The organism is Maribacter sp. 2-571, assembly GCF_050589625.1.
GTDB lineage: Bacteria > Bacteroidota > Bacteroidia > Flavobacteriales > Flavobacteriaceae > Pelagihabitans.
Genome location: NZ_JBNGOP010000010.1, coordinates 52,043 through 69,754 on the forward strand (window position 1 = coordinate 52,043; position 17,712 = coordinate 69,754).

The window sequence follows — 17,712 nt, forward strand, 5'->3', positions numbered from 1 at the left end:
TTGGTGATGCCGTTTCGGCTACCCCTAGGCGTCGACGTATGGAATTTTGCGACCTTATAAAAATACAAAGACCATCGGTTTTAGCCTTAGATCCGGGTTGCATTCAGGTTTTGATAGCAAAAGGTTTTTATGCGTTCCACTACCAACTCCCTTTCTCGAATAAATCTAAAAATGCGGGTGTCGATAAACTCAAAAAATCCACTAAAAAATGTGAAAACACAAGCCATCTTACGCTTTTGGTTTTCTTATAGATTATGGCCCAAACAAGGCCCATTATGAGCGTGGAAATCACCAATTCAAATCCATTGTTCACTACGGAATTGATTCCAAATGCAGCATGGTTTGCCGCAAAAAGTACGCTGGTAAACAAAATGGAAGTCCAACTGGGCCAATTTTTTGTGTAGTCCAAAAGAAGTCCACGCCAATAGAACTCTTCAAACCAGGGATTGATAATTGCCAACAACAGCCATGGGATTACAATTTCCCAACTGGATAAGGTGCCATTATGAAGCAAAAATAAAGGCAACGGAATTAGCCCGACGGTCAATGCCAGAACACCCCAACCAAATCCTCCTTTTGTTTTTTGTAACCATTTTTTGATGGAGTCCGGTCCGCCATATTTTAAAATAAAAAATAGCCAAAGGGCCCAGCCAATCAATACCATCGGCATAAATGCCCACTTTCCGATAAGTGCTCCGAACAAAAATGCTACTCCAAAATTTGTGGCAATTATTAAAAATGGCGATGCTATTACAATGTTCCTTTTTGTCATTTCGGATGGGATTGGTCGGTCTTTTCACAAATTTGCCAACCCTAAGATAATCAAACCTTTTTTTGAATAGGGAAAGAGGTGTCCCTATACTATCGGCAGGAAAACGGAAACTGGATAGGAGATATTTCTAAAAAATAGTATATTTACGTAACCGGTTACGTTTATGGAAAAGGAAGATTTTTTAGTAGCATTAGGGTTCAAGGGATTTACCGCCAGGATTAAGCGGCTGAGCGATACATTGATGTATGACGCGAAGCATGTTTATCGCTATTCCGGCATTGCCATAGCACCGAACTGGCATCTTGTCTTTCTTCTTTTACAGGATGAAAAGCGGTTGACGGTAACTGAAATTTCCAAAAAACTTGACCTTTCCCACCCGGCCGTCATCAAGATTACGGGCAAAATGCGCGAAAAGGGTTTTTTGACCGGTATGCCCCACGAAACGGACTCGCGCAAAACGTATTTGCAGTTGACCGAAAAAAGCCGGCGATACCTGCCAGAACTGCAAGAACAATGGGACTTGATTACCACAATTATAGAAACCCTTATAAACGAGGAGTTTTTATCCAAATTGGGGGATCTGGAGAACGATCTTAGGAACAAGAGCCTTTTGGATAGGTTCAAAGAAAAATACGATGCACAATGAAAAACGCTAACGTAAGGATTGTCGGGTACGAAGAAGTTTATGCGGACGCCTTTGCACGCTTAAACATCGAATGGTTGGAACGTTATTTCTACGTTGAGGATTACGATCGAAACGTACTTGAAAACCCGAAAGAACATATTCTAGAGCCGGGAGGGTACATTTTCTTCGCGCTCGCCGGTACGGAAGTCGTAGGGACGGTAGCCCTGATCCATCGCGGAAACCTGGGCTTCGAACTTTCCAAAATGGCGGTGACCGACACATTTCAGGGCTTACGAATAGGGCAGAAATTGATGTACCATTGTATCGACTTTGCCGGAAAAAACAATCTGAAAAGGCTGTTTCTCGACTCGAATACCTTGCTAAAGCCTGCAATAAAGCTCTATCAAAAAGTGGGTTTTAAAGAGATCGCGATACCCGAGAAGTTGCAGTACGCACGGTGTAACATACGTATGGAGCTGAACGTTTGAAAAGGCAAAAAGGGGGTTTTCGCCACGGAATAAAATAAGGAGCTTGTACAACGCTTATCGTTGTTGTGCATGGCTATCTATTTTCTATTACGAACCACTCCGCCATGCTGATTTCGCCACCTAAATAGTAGGACGGCACGTTTCCTTTAATTCCCAAGCGATACATTCCAATTCCTGATAAGCCTTTTTTAGTTTTTTTAAATCTTGAGAAGTATGGTTTGTCTGACTTAACATATTCTCTTTGAATTCCAAAACATTCCTTCATTAGCTCTTGACCCGAAAATGAACTATTCAAACTTTCCAGTAAAATAGGCTTTTTGTTTGACTGTTATTGGCTATTAGGAATTACAATAACTTTTGAACTGGCCAAACCTTCAAGTTGCTCTTTCCTTATTCCGACCGACTTTAAAAAACTATAGAAATCAGTTTCTTTTTCGAGGAATTTTGTTGACCAAAAGAATCCAGTAAAGCAATTCAATCTTAATGGTAAATCTGGTCTATGAATTTCTAATTCCTTCTCGGTAAGTTCTGAAGGTCCAATAAAACTTGAGTTTTTGTCAAAATAGTCTCTTGAAGTTCTGTAATAATTTATGGTTTTATACTTGGCGTAAACAAATGTATTTTCGTCATCCATCGTTCCGTAAAAAACCTCTTTATCATCGAACATTAATATTAGTATTCGATTTTCTGAGAAGTTAAACACATCTCTAATGTTCATTTTTTTGGACGGTTTTATAACGGTTTGGCTCATGATTTGTGGTGGCGTTAGAAATCGTTAGATTTCCAGCTATAGCACATCCGACCGTTGGTAGTTTCTAAGTCTCAATTTAACGAATTGCAGCTATAAATTATAGCCTTGAATAGGCTCAGTTATTTTAGTTCTAGTCGGGTAAATCATCGAAACTCCCATCCATTTTGGCTTCGCAGGTTTCAAACTCTAAGATATTTTCTTTTTCCAATTCATCTAGTCTATCAAATACTGCTTGGTAATTTCCATCTGGTTGCATATCCAGTGAGAAAAAGATATCGTTCGCTCTTTCGTAGGAAATAGTCAAAATCTGCATTGAGTTTAAAACATCTTCCTGTTTTTTTCGGTTTATGCTTTTTTCAAAAAATACCCTAAAAGTCCTATGTCCACTTAATTCCACAAGCTCTCTTACTTCAGGAATTAATTCGTCAGATTCGGGGATTGCTTTAACAACATCATGAAAATTTAATCCGTAAGCATAAAAAGGAACATTTTCAATTCTGAACAAGTCATTCCCTAGTGGAGTTGCCCAAAGGGATTCTCCTCCAATTGCCCAATGATTTGGTAAGTCAATATGTATGTTCACTAAACCTTCTTCGTTCATTTTTAATGGAGCCTAACGATTTGTATATGAAACCTAGCGTATAAAAACACACTATATTTCGTTTTAGCACTTACTAGCTATGTTTTTAAGATGGCAATCTTTTTATAACAAACTTCATTTGTCCTCGATGATTGGACTCATGCTCGCAAACATGAAACCATTTACAATAATTATTGGTTGGACCCCATGGCCAATCCTGATCAATCTCCATAAGCCACTTATCTCCTCTTTTTGCAAATTCCTTTTTTGTGTGCGCTCTTACTTCTTTAAGTTTTTCTAGGTAGTAACCAACTTCATTTCCAATTATTTGTTCTCTACCACGTTTCCCTAGTCCTGAGGGAACATCCCATTCGGACTTAATGTCTTCACTCCATTTTCCCCATTCAAGACCGTCAAAAGTATGCAGTTGATAATATTTCTCTGTTGCGGCTAAATGTAGTAACATAGCTCCAATAGAATTTGATTGTTCATCGACTTGAAAGTCAAGTTGCTCAACCGTTAAATCTTTCACACTATTGATAACCCAAGCTCTCATCATGTTCATAGTTGATAGTAAAGTTCCAACTTGCGGGTCAAATCCGTCTCTCGGCCCAATAATATAGAGACTATCTTCAGTTTGATTGGGTAATTCATTAGCAATTCCAGCGAATGGAATAGAAACTAATCCGCAAGTTAAAAGGGTAGAATTTTTTAAGAAATTTCTTCTGTTGTTATGCTCTGGTTGATTCTTCATGTTCTGAGTAACGTTTTGTAATTATTTAAAAATCATCATCTTTTAATTCTCGGGGATGCTCGTGGCGGTATGCGCTAAAACCCTCCTTTATGACCTATTGGGCCGCTCCACATAGCACCGGAAATCATAACTGTACATCCAATTGTCAAGAAAAAAGCACCGTAAAGGAGCTTAAATACGATTCATGTTCTGCAAAATCATGGACTTGTGCAACGGGTGCCATTGTTATACATCATATTTATTTCATTAATTCTATTTGATATTTCGTAGCATCAAAAGTCATCTGTAAACCTCTCAAATTTGATTCAGATTTATTTTGTTCAAATAATTCAGTCAAGTGTTCAGTTTGGATAGTGACATTATCATTCTTTTTTCTAAAGATTAGATATTTTAAGAGAATTAAATTAGCCATAATTTTATCCGAAGCGGTTAAATCATTTTGGTTTAGATATTCCGCTATTGTGCTTTCTATCTCGGAATCGTTTTCAGATAGTTCATCGAATAAGTATGCATTGGCCAGGTCAGATTTATTCATATGCGAGTAATCATTCTGGTCAGACATATCTTTTCGATAAGTCATTTTGTTTCCATTTAGAAAATACCATCTCGTGTAGGAATCATTTTCCATTTTTATTTCTTTTTCAAATTCCTTTTTCTTTACACTCCAATTTGTGAAAGCAATTAAAAGTTCAGTTCTGTCATCTTTCTTTAAAATTGCAAATCGAATCAAGTAATTTCTTTTTCCAGGCTTTTCAATTTCAATGTCTAATTTGTTTTCTACAGAAACATACTTTTTAAGCGCTTTTAGAATAGAAGAAACATCTTCAGGACTCGCTTCGGGAAATAGATTTTCTCTTAGAAACAGGTCAGTGTATAAATAATGAGTCAAATAAAAATCATCCATTTGCAGATAATTCGCTTTCGTCAAATGTTTAGTTTTAATATTGATTTTGTTAGATTGAGCATACCCAGAATTCGTGAATATTGCTAAAAGTAAAAGTGTGATTATTTTTCTGTTCATTCTGTTGGTTTATATTGTCTACAAGGGTTTAGCTATGAGCAGTAAAGGAGGAAGTTAGCACATGCTTTCCGTCATGCAATTAGCCAAACCGTTTTGTTTTGCTTTTTCTTTTGTCCAAAGCTACCCCGAAGGGTCGGGACATAAGATTTAGCGACTTCATAAGTATACACAGGCCTTTCGGTTTTGTCCTAAAGCCCTATGTTTTCTTAGCCATTGTTAGCAGCTGTCTTTTCTTCATTCCGCTAACATTATTTCGTTAAAATTTATATTAAATTCCTTTTCTAAGAATTCTATTGTTTTCGGTTGTCCTTGTAAGGAAGCCTTAATTAATTGTGATGAAAAAAGACCATTTTTAGATTTCCATTTCGCATTTTCTCTGTCAACACTTTTTATCCATTCAATTTGAACAGGAAATTCCGAATTTTCATTATCGCAATTATTATAATATCCGAGAGCGTTTAATTCCAATGTGTTCAATAATTTTCCTCCAATTTTAAAATCATTAACTCTAACAGCTTGTTTTTTCACACGTCCAATTCCGACATAGCCAAATCCTTTCAAGTATGCAGCAATAATATCTCCTTTGACTAAAGTTCTAATTGGGTCACTATACTTTCTATGTTGTCCAGCAGTGAGAAAGCCATATTTTCTACAATCAGTCCAATTTCTATGCTTTCCCTCGCCAACGTTAACATAGTAAAGTCCGTTTTTAAAGTCAAAATGAGCTAAATCCAAATGCAAAGTGTCGTGTGGTCGAAATTTTTCGGCAAAATGACCAGACGATTGATTGGTCAGATTTTTTCCTAATTTCCAGATTAGGGTTTTTTCTATTAGGAAAGCTTCTCTTTCAGTCAGCTCTTTTGCAATTACTTTTATTATTGGGCTTAAGCCAGCTTTAAAAATGGCCTTAATTCGTTTTGATTTTTCAGAGTCCGAGTCGTCTTTCAGGTGAGCGTCTTTTCTGTTCGCCTTTCCTTTCCCATAATAAAATTCCTCAAAATTTCTCGGGTCAATATAAACGTAAACGTAATATTCGGCTGTACTTTCCTTCAATCGATAATGTTTCTTTAGGTTGCATATAACTTGTTTATATAGCTGTAAAATATATCCGTATACACCCATTTTGACACTAAACCAACAAAAACATATCTCCTTTATTTTTTCCTTTTCAACTAGGTATTGCAAAAGGCATGTTCCCGTACTTGTTGCAAGAGTTTCCAAAAGGGTACCCCACAGTCTTTTGCAATTACGCCGCCCTTCAATTGCCAGTTAGTTATAAAGCGTTGGTTTGAATTTCGTTTCGGCCTGTTTCATGTTAGCTACAATGGGTAAAAGGATACGCTTTGTACAAAGATGTAACGAATATAGCTTTTTGTTTGAAAACTTTATTAAGACCCTTCTTACGAATTCATTGAATTCCCCTTCTTGTTGTACTGTTAAGATTGGCTGTGGTCCGTTCAATGATCATATCCGTTTTTCAATCGCGCCAAGATTGTAAACATGTTTACCGTAAACTTGAAAGGAGCCTTAGTGTCCGTGGTATTCAAAAAAGGCCGGTTGTTTATGACCGTTTTGCAATCAAATATTCCGTATAAAGTGATGGCCTAAAGCAATATTTGTTCAAATACGAACCGTTTTGCGAAGCTGTTCTGCTAACGATCAAGTGCGTACAACACTATCCCTTTTCGGTACTTGGTTTCACCAGAATTCGGCCACTTGCACATTTTGATCGTTGAACTACACGAATATGCTGAAATGGCGTCATCTAAGACCGAATTTCCTCCCGTATATATCAGGAGTAGGAAAAAGATTATAGTCAATACGTTTTTTACGTTATCCATACGATGATGCGTACGGTTTGATCGACGATGCTTCGTTAAAGGGAAGCCCAACTGAAAACCAATACGCATCGGTTGTTAAGAAACCATTGACTGGTCCGATGCCAATAAACGATAAAGGAAACTTCTAAATTTAAATACATATTCCATGAAATCATCGAAACCGAATGAGCACAGTTTAAGGAAGGGGAACAGCTTTAATTTTGGCGTTGGCGACTGTAAAGGGGAAATACGTTTTGTACCCTCGGCCGACAATTTTGGCCGGTTCGAACTCACGTTTAACGGGGAACTGCTAAAGTCGACCAAAACACTTAGACCGGTAGAACGGAAAATGATTTTACTGTTGGAGGAACATAGGGTGCACCGTCCCATCGAAATTCCGATCAATTATAGTCCCGAAGATATCAAAACGATTCAGCTCGGGCATCAGAAAATTGTAATGGAACTGGAAAGGCTGCTCCAAACCAAAGAGATGGAAGAAGAAATGCTTTCCGTTTAAAACGTTTTTTATAGGGTAACCCATTTCAAAATTAAAACGGTATTTGTTCTGGTTTGACAGGACTATCTCCTTAGGTTTTTAAACGACGACCGGTCCGCCCGTTTGGCATGCGTTTATGCTTGCTCGGCAAGGCGTTTGAAATTTGCCATTACCTCGGGCAAAACGGCCTTAAAACCCCCGCCCAATAGCAGTCCGAATAGCCACTTTAAAGCCCCGGTAAATTTAATATCGTCCGTGAATGCTATTTGGTTTCCCTTGCGTTCAAGTGTCCGTTTTATTTCCAAGGTTCCCACCGGCATTTTTGTTTGGAAGGTGTACGATTCAAGAGGTGTTAACGCACTGATTTTAAATTCTAACTTAGGGCCTTTTTTTGGTGTAAGTATGCCCTTGGCGCCCAAGGCGAACGGTTCCGTAAGCGTTGCACTTTTAAGCTCGGTGTCCCAATCTTTCCATCGGTCTACATCGGTTAAAAAATCCCAAACCTTTTGGCGGGAGTTGTTTACCAAGATCGAATACTGAAAATGATGGTTCTTTTGTTTGTGTAATGGAATCATCCTGTGGTTTTAGCTGCAAAATTCCAAAACCACCTTTGGAATCCAATGAACCTATGGTAACTTCCGTGCTGTTTCATCCAAAAATTGTGGCACGACCTCAAAAAAATGTAAAATTCGAAATGCTTTGTCTGTCGTTTTGGTGTCCAACGTTTACACTTCTTTCTCGGCTTGAATCCCCGTCAACGATTGCGATCGGGCTATTTTAGTGATTCTTGGCTGTAGGTACCATATGTGAATGGGGCAATACCATTTCAACCTTTAAGTTACCCATTAAAAATTCCCCTTTTCTATTGATACTTCAAGTAGTTGTTTACACTTTTTGGATTGAAGCGATTCCGATGCTTGCGGACATGTTTTTTTGCCCTTTTAAAGCCTTTTTCGAGTTGTATAGCAGGGCTACGGAAGGGAAAAAAATCAAAAAAAGTGTGAAAAAGCATCATTTTTAGCCTCCCGATGGTTCGGGAGAAATAGTATAAACCATTCCAAAATAAAAAACGACCGTAGCTACTTACTATGCTTGGTTTTTCTTCACCATTTAAAGGGCTTCCGATTTTAAATTCTCCGAAAAAAGTGGGAAACCTTCAGGTATACGCTGAAGAACAAGGCTTATGGGTAGTGTTACAATAACGGTATCATTCACGAAGAGGTCGGCGTATCCTGTTTTTAAGATAGGGATCGATCAAGGAAGCGACCAACAGCCCCACCATAAACGATAGCAACAGGCATACGATTTGGTCGTCAAAATCGAAGCCGGGCACGCCCCAAAACCGAACGGTCATGACAAGGGCGCAAACAATCGTTAGCAATGACCAATACCACAGGTTGTTTTTCACTTTAGCTACCGGCCGGCCCGTGGGCAAGGATGCTATGTATTTTAGAATGCATAGGGCACCAACAAGACTAAAGGCATATTGGAGGATATCGTACAAGGGCAGGCCCCAAGCGTTCCTTTCCAATACGGGCCAATGGATGACAAAAAAACCGTCGAAATGGGTGAACGCGTCCCATAGCAAATGGGCAAGGTTTCCGATCAACACCGAAAGGACTACGGTCCAAAAATGTGCTTTAAAATAGGAAAGCCAGTCAAATTTTGTAAAGATCCGAAAACGACGTTCAAAATAGCTTGGCAGGTTCCGAATGAGCGCGTTCCGCACCATTAGGTGATAAAGACAGATAAAACCGAGCGCCAAGGGAATGTTTAGCCAAAACATGCCCCAAAAACCATGTCCGTACGGACCATGGGCCTCCATTCGTAGAAAAAATTCAAAATCGGGCACCATGCTGCCCATGATCAGACCGGAGGCGGAAACCCATCGCTTTTTCAGCAGGGGAAGTATCAGGGCCGGATGTGAGGCGGTGAACGGCATTGCGCGAGGATGGGTTTTTACAAGGACTACTCCTATCAAACGGAAAAAGTTGGTGCTTTGGTATTCCCTACAAGGCGCTTCTGGTGATTTTAAGCTTCCGTAATGGGTGTATTTTTCAAACAGTCCTAACCAATGGGCCGGACGTAATAGGGGCGCGCTTTTGTCCTACAGATCCATCAAGCGTATAAAGGGACCAAAAAAGAGGGCAACACAAGCAACTGTACAAGGGGTGTCCCGATGCCCTTTCCGTCTAAGGTTCTTTGCAGCGGTTTAGCGGTTATTCCAATGATTCCGACGATTGTTCGTGAAATGCGCCAAGGATACTGTTTTCCCTGCCATTTAATGCATATTTTTAATAGCTAAATGAATTTTATGCAGCGTGTTCGGGTAAAGGCAACACTTTTTTTGACGCTTCTCCTTTCAATAGTGTCGGGTGCCCTAAGGGGCCAAAAAAACGATACACCGATCATGCAGGTCGAAAAGGCGCTGGCGACTTCCAAACAATATGCGTTGACCGATCGGGATAGCGCCATGCATTATGCATTACAGGCCGAAAAACGGAATTTATCGCTTAACGATCATCGGCTTAAAATCGCGATAAAAAACCAAAAAGCGATCATCCACATTTATAAGGGAGCGTTTGACGAGGCCGAAAAACTATTACGGCAGAATATAGCCGAAACGGAGATCGATGGGGCCGCCCTGGCAACGGCATACCAAAATTTAGGAACCGTTTTCAACTACGGACAACGTTTTGAACAAGCCGTCGAATATTACCTGAAAGCCCTGGACCTTGGTGAAAAAAATAAGGATACCAGCAGTTTGGGCAAAATATACTCCAACCTGGGAGGCATTCATGCCCGCTTGGGAAATACCGATAAGGCCAGTCGTTTTTTGAATAGCGCGCTACTTTTCCTCAAGGACGAGGAACCGCAAAAAATGCAAGTTGTTACCAATTTGGCGGGAGTAGCCTTTAACAATGGTCAACTGGATGAAGCGATCTCCCTTACCCTGGAAGCGGAGCAATTGGCCGTCAACAATAAGATCCCTATTTTTTTGGGAACCATATATTCCAATCTCTGTAATTTTTATTTGGAGAAAAAGGAGTTCGATACCTCCATCGCCTATGGAGAAAAAGGACTTGAAAACAAAAAACGGTTTGGAAAAAATACCGATGTGGTCGTCAACAACATTGCATATGCCTATTTGCAACAGGGCAGGCCCGATGCCGCAATTGCCTATTTAGAGACCATACCCAAAAATGCACAGGCCGATGTACGCGTGTTGGCTTACAATAATTTACGAGAGGCCTATGAATTGCAAAACAAGCCTACAACGGCACTTCGCTATGCCAATTTGTATGCCAGCTTAAAGGATTCAATCGTGAACGCCTCGCAAGCAAAGCAAGTTGCAGAGCTGAGCGAAAAGTACGAATCCGAAAAAAAAGAACAACAAATAGAGGTGCTTCGTACAAAGGACGCTTTGAACAATAGCAAGATAAAGACCCAACGGGCGTATTTTTTGACTACCGCCATTCTAGGATTATTGCTCTTGATTTCCGTTTTTTTCTGGTATCGCGAGCAACGGACAAAACAGTCGTTGAAAACGGCCCAAATTCGCCACAGATTATTACAAACGCAGCTGAACCCACATTTTTTGTTCCATGCGCTGAATAGCATCCAGAGTTTTATTTTCAAGGGGAAGAAAGAAGAGTCGGTCGGTTATTTGGGAAGCTTTAGCAAGCTGATGCGATCAATTTTGGAAAGCTCCGATCAGGACTTTATAACCATTGAAGAAGACATAAAGGCCTTACGGGCCTATTTGGAACTACAAAAACTCAATACCAACGATGCATGGGGTTTTGAAATCGATGTTGCCGATAGTGTGAAGGACGAAATGCTGCTTATTCCCCCAATGTTTACCCAGCCCTATGTGGAAAATGCCGTTTTACATGGGTTGAAAGGTACCGCGGACGGTATGGTAACCGTGCGCTATGGATTGAAGCAAAACCGATTGGAGATCGAAGTTTCCGACAATGGTAAAGGCCCCCGACCGGAGCAGAAAAATGCCAATCAGCTGCATCGGTCCATGAGCACCAAAATCCTGGATAACCGTATCGAAAATCTTAAAAAAACACATCGCTTTCATTGCAAGGTGAAAACGACATATGCCGATAACGGAACCAAGGTGTATCTTAGTTTTCCAATGAAATACGACATCTAATGGCCGATCCACCGTACTTTTGAGTTATGGAGAAACCGCTTTCATGCATTATTATCGAGGACGATACCTTTGCGGCCGAAATGGCCGAGGACATCATTTTGGGCCATTTCAAAAATGTAGCGATTACCGATATCATTTCCGACGTAGCCACGGCACTGCTACGTTTACAGGAAAAGCAACCCGATTTTGTGATACTCGATGTCAACCTAAAGGACGGCAATGCCTTCGAGTTATTGAAGGGGTTGCCCCAAATTAACTTCAAGATTATTTTCACCACTTCTTTTGATAAGTATGCCGTATGGGCCTTTCGTTTCAGTGCATTGGATTATCTGCTCAAACCCTACCTGCCTTCCGATCTGGTGCAAGCCGTGGAAAAAGTGATTTCGGCTTTGGACCATGCCGTGTATACGGAACAATGGAGTGCTTTTTATCATAATCTCGACACTTCGGATGCCGACAGGAAACTGGTATTGAAAAATTTGGACGCTATTCATATCGTAGCGGTCAAAGACATCGTTTATATTGCATCGGACAATAACTATTCCCAGTTTTATTTGAAGGACGATAGAAAACTGCTCGCCTCAAAAACATTGAAAACGTATGAGGAGCAACTCAAGGACAGTGGTTTTTTGAGGGTACACCAACGTTTTTTGATCAACATGGACCATATCAGATCTTACCATAAAAAGAACGATATGTTGCTTCTTTCCGGAAACAGGGAAGTTCCGGTCTCCCAAAGCCGAAAAGCGGTTCTGACCCGTTTTCTCGATCGTCTTTAAAAAATTCTCGATCGGAATTATCAAATTCTAAACCATCGGTATCAAACGCTCATTGGGCACCGTAACGGCTTTGTTATGGCCTATATTTAGTATGGTTTTTGTACTACAATAAGAAAACGACAATGGGGAACGGCATATCAAAATTACTATTGGCACTACTGGTTTTAGGGGTTACACATACCTCTGAGGCACAGCTTTGGAAGAAGATCAAACAAAAAGCATCGGAAAAGGTTGAAGAACAGGTGGATCGAAAGATCGACGACGTATTGGAGGGTGAAAAGAAACCCCAAAAAAAGAAGGATACGGAAAAGGACACCGATAAAGAACGATCGGATTCCGATAGGCCCGAAAACGCAAAAACGGAAACGGGTACAACTAAAAATGAAGTTGAGGTTTGGCGCAACTATAAATTTGTTCCGGGCGAAAAGGTGGTGTTTTATGATGATTTAAAGCGGGAAGAAGTGGGTGAATTCCCCTCGAGATGGGATTTGGTCTCCGGAAGTGCGGAGGTGGTCCGTTTAAATGATGACAACACGATCATGGGGCTGGCAACGTATAACAACAGGGTAACCCCCTTGTTCGAAAAAAGCGGCTACCTATCGGATGAGTTCACTATTGAATTCGATGTCTTCATCGATGATTTGAGCAGGGAAAACAATAATTCATGGGCCTATTACAACTTGTATTTTGGTGAAGATAATTACCGGGAACCTAACGAATACCCGAATGTGAATTTGGCTTTTAGGAGTGGAAAAACGGAAGGGCATGTCGGGGATTATACATTCCCGCTAGAAGAAGTTTCCTTGGGAGAATTGAATGGGTGGCACCACATCTCCCTTTCCTATTACAAGGGAAAATTTAAACTCTATTATGACGAAAAAAGAATTGCCAACCTACCCAAGATCAATGTTGTGCCAAAAGCATTTGCTATTGATTTTGAAGGACATGCATCGGCCGGTTTGGATGACGTTAAAATCGCCATTAAAAATATACGCATCGCCCATGGTGGGGGCGAAATGTACAAACGTATCGTATCGGACGGCAGCTATGTGACCAATGGTATTTTGTTCGATTCGGGAAAGGCAACGTTGAAAAAAGAGTCACTGGGCGTGCTGAACAAACTGACCAGCCTGATGAAAGACAATAGCGATTGGAATTTTCTGGTAGTGGGCCATACCGACGCTGATGGCGATGAAGCGGACAACATGAAATTATCAAAGGCCAGGGCGGCCGCGGTAAAAGCGCAAATGATCCAAAATGGGGTCGCGGCGGAAAGGATTACCACCGAAGGCAAAGGAGAGGGCGAATTGTTGAACGGCAATACCACACCAGAGGAAAAGGCGACCAACCGCAGGGTGGAATTTATCCTAAAAAAATAATAAGATGACAAACAGTAAAATTCTGGTAGGTATCGCCTTGCTATGCGCGACAGTGGCCATAAGTGCCCAAGAATGCAAATCGGCCGTGTTTTTTAAGGAAGGTTCGGTACTTACCTATACCCAGTACACCAAAAAGGGCAAGGTGCAGGGGACCAACTCGCACGAAACCCTAAAAGTGGAGCAGATTGACGGCGGTATGGAAGCGGAGTTCAAGACCGTAGTGTACGACAAAAAGGGCAAGGAAACGTTCAGCGCAAATTATGGTGCCGGGTGCAAAAATGGGCTGTTTACAATTGATATGATGCGTTTTGTGGATATGGGAAAATTGTCCGAGCACAATGCCGATGACGTGGAACTAAAAGTAGATGGGTCCGTGCTATCCTTCCACACGAACGTAAGCCCGGGCGATATGCTGGAAGATGGGGACATTTCCATAAAAGTGAACAAGAGCGGTTTTACTTTGGTGACCATGACGTTCAATGTTTTTAATAGAAAGATACACGAGAAGGAGCAATTGACGACCCCGGCCGGAACCTTTGATTGCCAGGTGGTCACCTTTGATTTTGAATCTAAGATCGGGATCATAAAAATAAAGGGCACCGGTAAGGAATGGTATTTGGACGATAGGGCGGTGGTACGTTCCGAGTCATACAATAAAAATGGAAAGCTTATCGATTATTACGAACTGTCGGAAATCCGGTAACATGGCCTTCTCGGGTAACCTTCCGCGGGTAAAAGGTGTTTGGCCCTTTGTTGGCAAAGGAACGCTTAAATACCCCGTTCCAATGAAAATAGGTGCCAAAACCGCCCGCTAACCACAATAACTTCTTAAATTTGCGCCTTAAAATCGCACTGCCATGTACAGAAGCCATAATTGTGGGGAGTTAAGGGAATCGGACATTGAAAAAGAGGTGACCCTCTCCGGATGGGTACAAAAAACCAGGGACAAAGGTTTTGTCGCTTGGGTAGACCTCCGCGATCGTTACGGCATAACCCAATTGGTATTCGACCAGGACCGTACTTCCGAAACATTATTGGAGCAGGCCCGAAATTTGGGCAGGGAGTTTGTGATCCAAGTAAAAGGACAGGTCATTGAACGGGCATCAAAAAACCCGAATTTGCCCACTGGAAATATAGAAGTACTGGTCACGGCACTCACGGTACTGAACCAAAGCGAAACACCGCCCTTTACCATCGAAAACGAGACCGATGGGGGCGAAGATCTTCGAATGAAGTTCCGTTATTTGGACATCCGTAGAAATCCCGTAAAAGAGAACCTCATTTTTCGCAGTAAGGTGGCCATGGAGGTCCGAAAATACCTTTCCGATGCCGGTTTTATAGAAGTAGAGACCCCTTATTTGATCAAATCCACCCCGGAGGGCGCCCGCGATTTTGTAGTGCCGAGCCGTATGAACGAAGGACAGTTTTACGCGCTGCCACAATCGCCACAGACCTTCAAACAACTACTGATGGTCGGTGGTCTGGACAAGTATTTCCAGATCGTAAAGTGTTTTCGGGACGAAGATCTACGGGCCGATAGACAACCGGAATTTACCCAGATCGATTGCGAAATGGCCTTTGTGGAACAAGAAGATATTTTGGATGCCTTTGAAGGGCTTACCAAATACCTCTTAAAGGAAATCAACGGTGTGGACATCGAGAAATTTCCAAGAATGACCTACGATGCCGCCATGAAAAAATACGGTAACGACAAGCCGGACATTCGATTCGGAATGGAATTTGGCGAGCTCAACAGTGTTGCCCAACACAAAGCGTTCAACGTGTTCAACAACGCCGAGCTCGTGGTGGGTATTGCCGTTCCCGGTGCCAATAGCTATACCCGAAAAGAGATCGATAAACTTACCGATTGGGTAAAACGCCCGCAGGTAGGGGCTTTGGGCATGGTGTATTGCCGTTGTAATGACGACGGCGGTTACAAATCGTCCGTAGACAAGTTTTATGATCAGGACGATCTGGCGCAATGGGCACAGGTAACGGGAGCAAAACCCGGAGATTTGATCTGCGTGCTTTCTGGGGATACCAATAAAGTACGGGCACAATTGAGCGCCCTGCGTATGGAACTGGCCGAACGTTTGGGCCTTAGGGACCCAAAAGAGTTCGCCCCGTTATGGGTAATCGATTTTCCCCTGTTGGAATTGGACGAGGAAACCGGCCATTACCATGCCATGCACCACCCGTTTACCGCTCCAAAACCAGGGCAATTAAGCCTATTGGAAACGGATCCCGGTGCCGTACGGGCCAATGCCTATGATCTGGTATTGAACGGAAACGAGATCGGTGGGGGATCCATTCGTATCCACGACAAACAAATGCAGGCCGTAATGTTCAAGCACCTAGGGTTTACGCCCGAAGCCGCCAAGGCGCAGTTTGGGTTTTTAATGGATGCCTTTCAATATGGGGCGCCACCACACGGGGGCATTGCCTTTGGCTTGGATCGGTTGGTCGCCATTTTGGGCGGACAGGAAACCATCCGCGATTTTATCGCTTTCCCCAAGAACAACAGTGGTCGCGATGTGATGATCGATGCTCCGGCAACCATAGATGACGCGCAGTTGACAGAGCTCGGCCTTCGGTTGAACGTGCCGTTGGAATAGCCAAATGTACCGTTCGTACCTTTTTTGGTATGGAGTGCGGTAACGGGACGAAAAGCGTTTGGTTTTATGCTTATTTTTAAGCATGGGAAAAAAAAGAATCCTAAAACTGGGGCTGTTCATCGGTCTAGGGCTGTTGTTCATAGCCGTGTCCGGGTTTGGACTCCTGTACTATCAGGTGCAGGGAAAGTTTGATTTGGATACCGAAAAATATCCGCACCATATCGGGTATCTCTCTCCCGAAAACCCCGACTTTTCAAAGGATTTTAAGCGCTGTAGCGATCGGTTACCGATCGGTTTTTATCACAGTACCGCACCCCATATTTACAAGAACGGCAAGCCCACGTTTCGAAAGTACGTTCAAGAACGGTATAACAGCGAGGGTTTTACCGATAGCGGTTACCTAAACCTAAGGTTTTTGATCGATTGCGAAGGCGATTTGGGCGATTTGGAAGTGAACGAACTGGACAACGATATGCAAGTGATCGATCTGGACGATGCCATGGTGGAGCAGTTGGTCGGTTTGACGATGCAACCTGAAAATTGGGCAAACTTGGAAAGAAAAGAACCAAGGGACCTGTATATGTATATCATCTTCAAATTGGAACATGGAAAAGTTGTGGAAATATTGCCTTAGTATCGGTTTGGTCGTATGGGTCGTTTCCTGTGGCGAAAATAGTACGGTAAAAACCGCGGCCGTTCAGGACAAAGCGCTTGCCGAGCAGGTGTACGAGGAGGGATCCCACTTGTTGCAGGGCTCCCCGGAAAGCATGACCAGGATCGAAAAGGCGATCGCTTTGGATACCACCTATGCCGAGGCCATTCGGGAACTTTCCGTAGCCTATTTAAAACGGGGCATGCCCCATAAGTGGAAGCCTATTTTCGATAAGGCCGTGGAACATGATGCCGCAACCTGGCAACCATGGCGGGGTTATTTGTACCTCTGGTTTTATCGCGACTATAAAAAAGCCATTGCCGATTTTAATGCCTCCGATACCCTTACCCCTAATTTTATCGACCAACCACAAGGCCATAGTGTGGACTATTGGCGTGGTATCGCCTACCTTGGGCTTAAGGATTATAACAGTTCCATTGCGTATTGGAACAGGCACATCCAAAAAGAAACGGCCGAAACGGGGGAGGACTGGGTGGAGATCAACGCATTTCTCTATCGCGGCATCGCCCATTACGAATCCGGTGATACCCAAAAGGCCCTTTTGGATTTCGATAAGGTGATCGGCCTGTTCAAACAGTCTGCCGATGCCAAATACTATAAGGCCAAAGTGCTATTCGAAAGAGAGGACTACGATGCCGCGGAAGCCCTTGTAAACGACGCCATCACCGATTATAACGGTGGTTTTTACAACCAAAGGAACTATGTAGAGACCTTGCGGCAACTATATCCCGTTGATCTGAAAACGCTAAAAGAATCGATTCTTCGGCAGAAATAAATACCTTTACTTTAATTGA

General features: G+C 42.3%; 18 protein-coding genes. 10 read left to right on the top strand and 8 right to left on the bottom strand.

What is annotated here, in order from left to right; genetic code table 11:
• Positions 1–139 precede the first annotated feature (139 nt).
• Positions 140–772 carry a CPBP family intramembrane glutamic endopeptidase gene (locus ACRD7P_RS09010; protein WP_430907220.1) on the bottom strand — a complete coding sequence of 211 codons (633 nt, stop codon included), beginning with the start codon at positions 770–772 and terminating at the stop codon, positions 140–142.
• 163 nt (positions 773–935) lie between these two features.
• Between ACRD7P_RS09010 and ACRD7P_RS09015 the strand changes: the two genes are divergently transcribed.
• Both ACRD7P_RS09015 and ACRD7P_RS09020 read left to right on the top strand, forming a co-directional pair.
• On the top strand, positions 936–1,418 hold the full coding sequence (locus ACRD7P_RS09015; protein ID WP_430907221.1) for a MarR family transcriptional regulator: 483 nt from the start codon (positions 936–938) through the stop codon (positions 1,416–1,418).
• The gene (locus tag ACRD7P_RS09020) at positions 1,415–1,885 is read left to right on the top strand and encodes a GNAT family N-acetyltransferase (RefSeq protein WP_430907222.1); all 471 of its coding nucleotides are present in this window, start codon (positions 1,415–1,417) and stop codon (positions 1,883–1,885) included. The genes ACRD7P_RS09015 and ACRD7P_RS09020 overlap by 4 nt, the downstream gene beginning before the upstream one ends.
• Before the next feature lie 328 nt (positions 1,886–2,213).
• On the opposite strand, the gene ACRD7P_RS09025 is transcribed toward ACRD7P_RS09020, so the two are convergent.
• From ACRD7P_RS09025 to ACRD7P_RS09045, 5 genes are all read right to left on the bottom strand, one after another.
• Entirely contained in the window at positions 2,214–2,603 is a 390-nt protein-coding gene (locus ACRD7P_RS09025; protein ID WP_430907223.1) for a hypothetical protein, read from the bottom strand.
• A gap of 163 nt (positions 2,604–2,766) precedes the next feature.
• Positions 2,767–3,237, bottom strand: coding sequence for a DUF4265 domain-containing protein (locus ACRD7P_RS09030; RefSeq protein WP_430907224.1), 471 nt, complete (start codon positions 3,235–3,237; stop codon positions 2,767–2,769).
• Between the two features lie 85 nt (positions 3,238–3,322).
• Positions 3,323–3,970: a DinB family protein gene (locus tag ACRD7P_RS09035; protein ID WP_430907225.1), complete on the bottom strand. Its 648-nt coding sequence runs from the start codon at positions 3,968–3,970 to the stop codon at positions 3,323–3,325.
• Positions 3,971–4,208: 238 nt separating this feature from the next.
• The gene (locus tag ACRD7P_RS09040) at positions 4,209–4,991 is read right to left on the bottom strand and encodes a hypothetical protein (RefSeq protein WP_430907226.1); all 783 of its coding nucleotides are present in this window, start codon (positions 4,989–4,991) and stop codon (positions 4,209–4,211) included.
• A 234-nt stretch (positions 4,992–5,225) separates the two neighbouring features.
• Positions 5,226–6,044, bottom strand: a complete 819-nt coding sequence (locus tag ACRD7P_RS09045) for an LEM-3-like GIY-YIG domain-containing protein (protein ID WP_430907227.1) — start codon at positions 6,042–6,044, stop codon at positions 5,226–5,228.
• A gap of 933 nt (positions 6,045–6,977) precedes the next feature.
• On the opposite strand from ACRD7P_RS09045, the gene ACRD7P_RS09050 reads away from it, so the two are divergent.
• Positions 6,978–7,328 (top strand): hypothetical protein, encoded by a 351-nt coding sequence (locus tag ACRD7P_RS09050; protein ID WP_430907228.1) that lies wholly within the window; start codon positions 6,978–6,980, stop codon positions 7,326–7,328.
• Positions 7,329–7,441: 113 nt separating this feature from the next.
• Here ACRD7P_RS09050 and ACRD7P_RS09055 read toward each other — a convergent pair whose 3' ends face one another.
• Together ACRD7P_RS09055 and ACRD7P_RS09060 are read right to left on the bottom strand one after the other, a co-directional pair.
• Positions 7,442–7,882, bottom strand: a complete 441-nt coding sequence (locus ACRD7P_RS09055) for an SRPBCC family protein (RefSeq protein WP_430907229.1) — start codon at positions 7,880–7,882, stop codon at positions 7,442–7,444.
• A 632-nt stretch (positions 7,883–8,514) separates the two neighbouring features.
• On the bottom strand, positions 8,515–9,249 hold the full coding sequence (locus ACRD7P_RS09060) for a DUF4184 family protein (RefSeq protein WP_430907230.1): 735 nt from the start codon (positions 9,247–9,249) through the stop codon (positions 8,515–8,517).
• A 372-nt stretch (positions 9,250–9,621) separates the two neighbouring features.
• On the opposite strand from ACRD7P_RS09060, the gene ACRD7P_RS09065 reads away from it, so the two are divergent.
• From ACRD7P_RS09065 to ACRD7P_RS09095, 7 genes are all read left to right on the top strand, one after another.
• Positions 9,622–11,472 (top strand): tetratricopeptide repeat-containing sensor histidine kinase, encoded by a 1,851-nt coding sequence (locus ACRD7P_RS09065; protein ID WP_430907231.1) that lies wholly within the window; start codon positions 9,622–9,624, stop codon positions 11,470–11,472.
• Positions 11,473–11,498: 26 nt separating this feature from the next.
• Positions 11,499–12,251 carry a LytR/AlgR family response regulator transcription factor gene (locus ACRD7P_RS09070; protein WP_430907232.1) on the top strand — a complete coding sequence of 251 codons (753 nt, stop codon included), beginning with the start codon at positions 11,499–11,501 and terminating at the stop codon, positions 12,249–12,251.
• Between the two features lie 122 nt (positions 12,252–12,373).
• On the top strand, positions 12,374–13,630 hold the full coding sequence (locus ACRD7P_RS09075) for an OmpA family protein (RefSeq protein WP_430907233.1): 1,257 nt from the start codon (positions 12,374–12,376) through the stop codon (positions 13,628–13,630).
• Positions 13,631–13,634: 4 nt separating this feature from the next.
• The gene (locus tag ACRD7P_RS09080; RefSeq protein ID WP_430907234.1) at positions 13,635–14,333 is read left to right on the top strand and encodes a TapB family protein; all 699 of its coding nucleotides are present in this window, start codon (positions 13,635–13,637) and stop codon (positions 14,331–14,333) included.
• Between the two features lie 154 nt (positions 14,334–14,487).
• The gene (aspS, locus tag ACRD7P_RS09085) at positions 14,488–16,245 is read left to right on the top strand and encodes an aspartate--tRNA ligase (RefSeq protein ID WP_430907235.1); all 1,758 of its coding nucleotides are present in this window, start codon (positions 14,488–14,490) and stop codon (positions 16,243–16,245) included.
• An 82-nt stretch (positions 16,246–16,327) separates the two neighbouring features.
• Positions 16,328–16,879 (top strand): hypothetical protein, encoded by a 552-nt coding sequence (locus ACRD7P_RS09090; RefSeq protein WP_430907236.1) that lies wholly within the window; start codon positions 16,328–16,330, stop codon positions 16,877–16,879.
• Positions 16,851–17,693 carry a tetratricopeptide repeat protein gene (locus ACRD7P_RS09095; RefSeq protein WP_430907237.1) on the top strand — a complete coding sequence of 281 codons (843 nt, stop codon included), beginning with the start codon at positions 16,851–16,853 and terminating at the stop codon, positions 17,691–17,693. Before ACRD7P_RS09090 ends, ACRD7P_RS09095 begins: the two co-directional genes overlap by 29 nt.
• Positions 17,694–17,712: the final 19 nt, after the last annotated feature.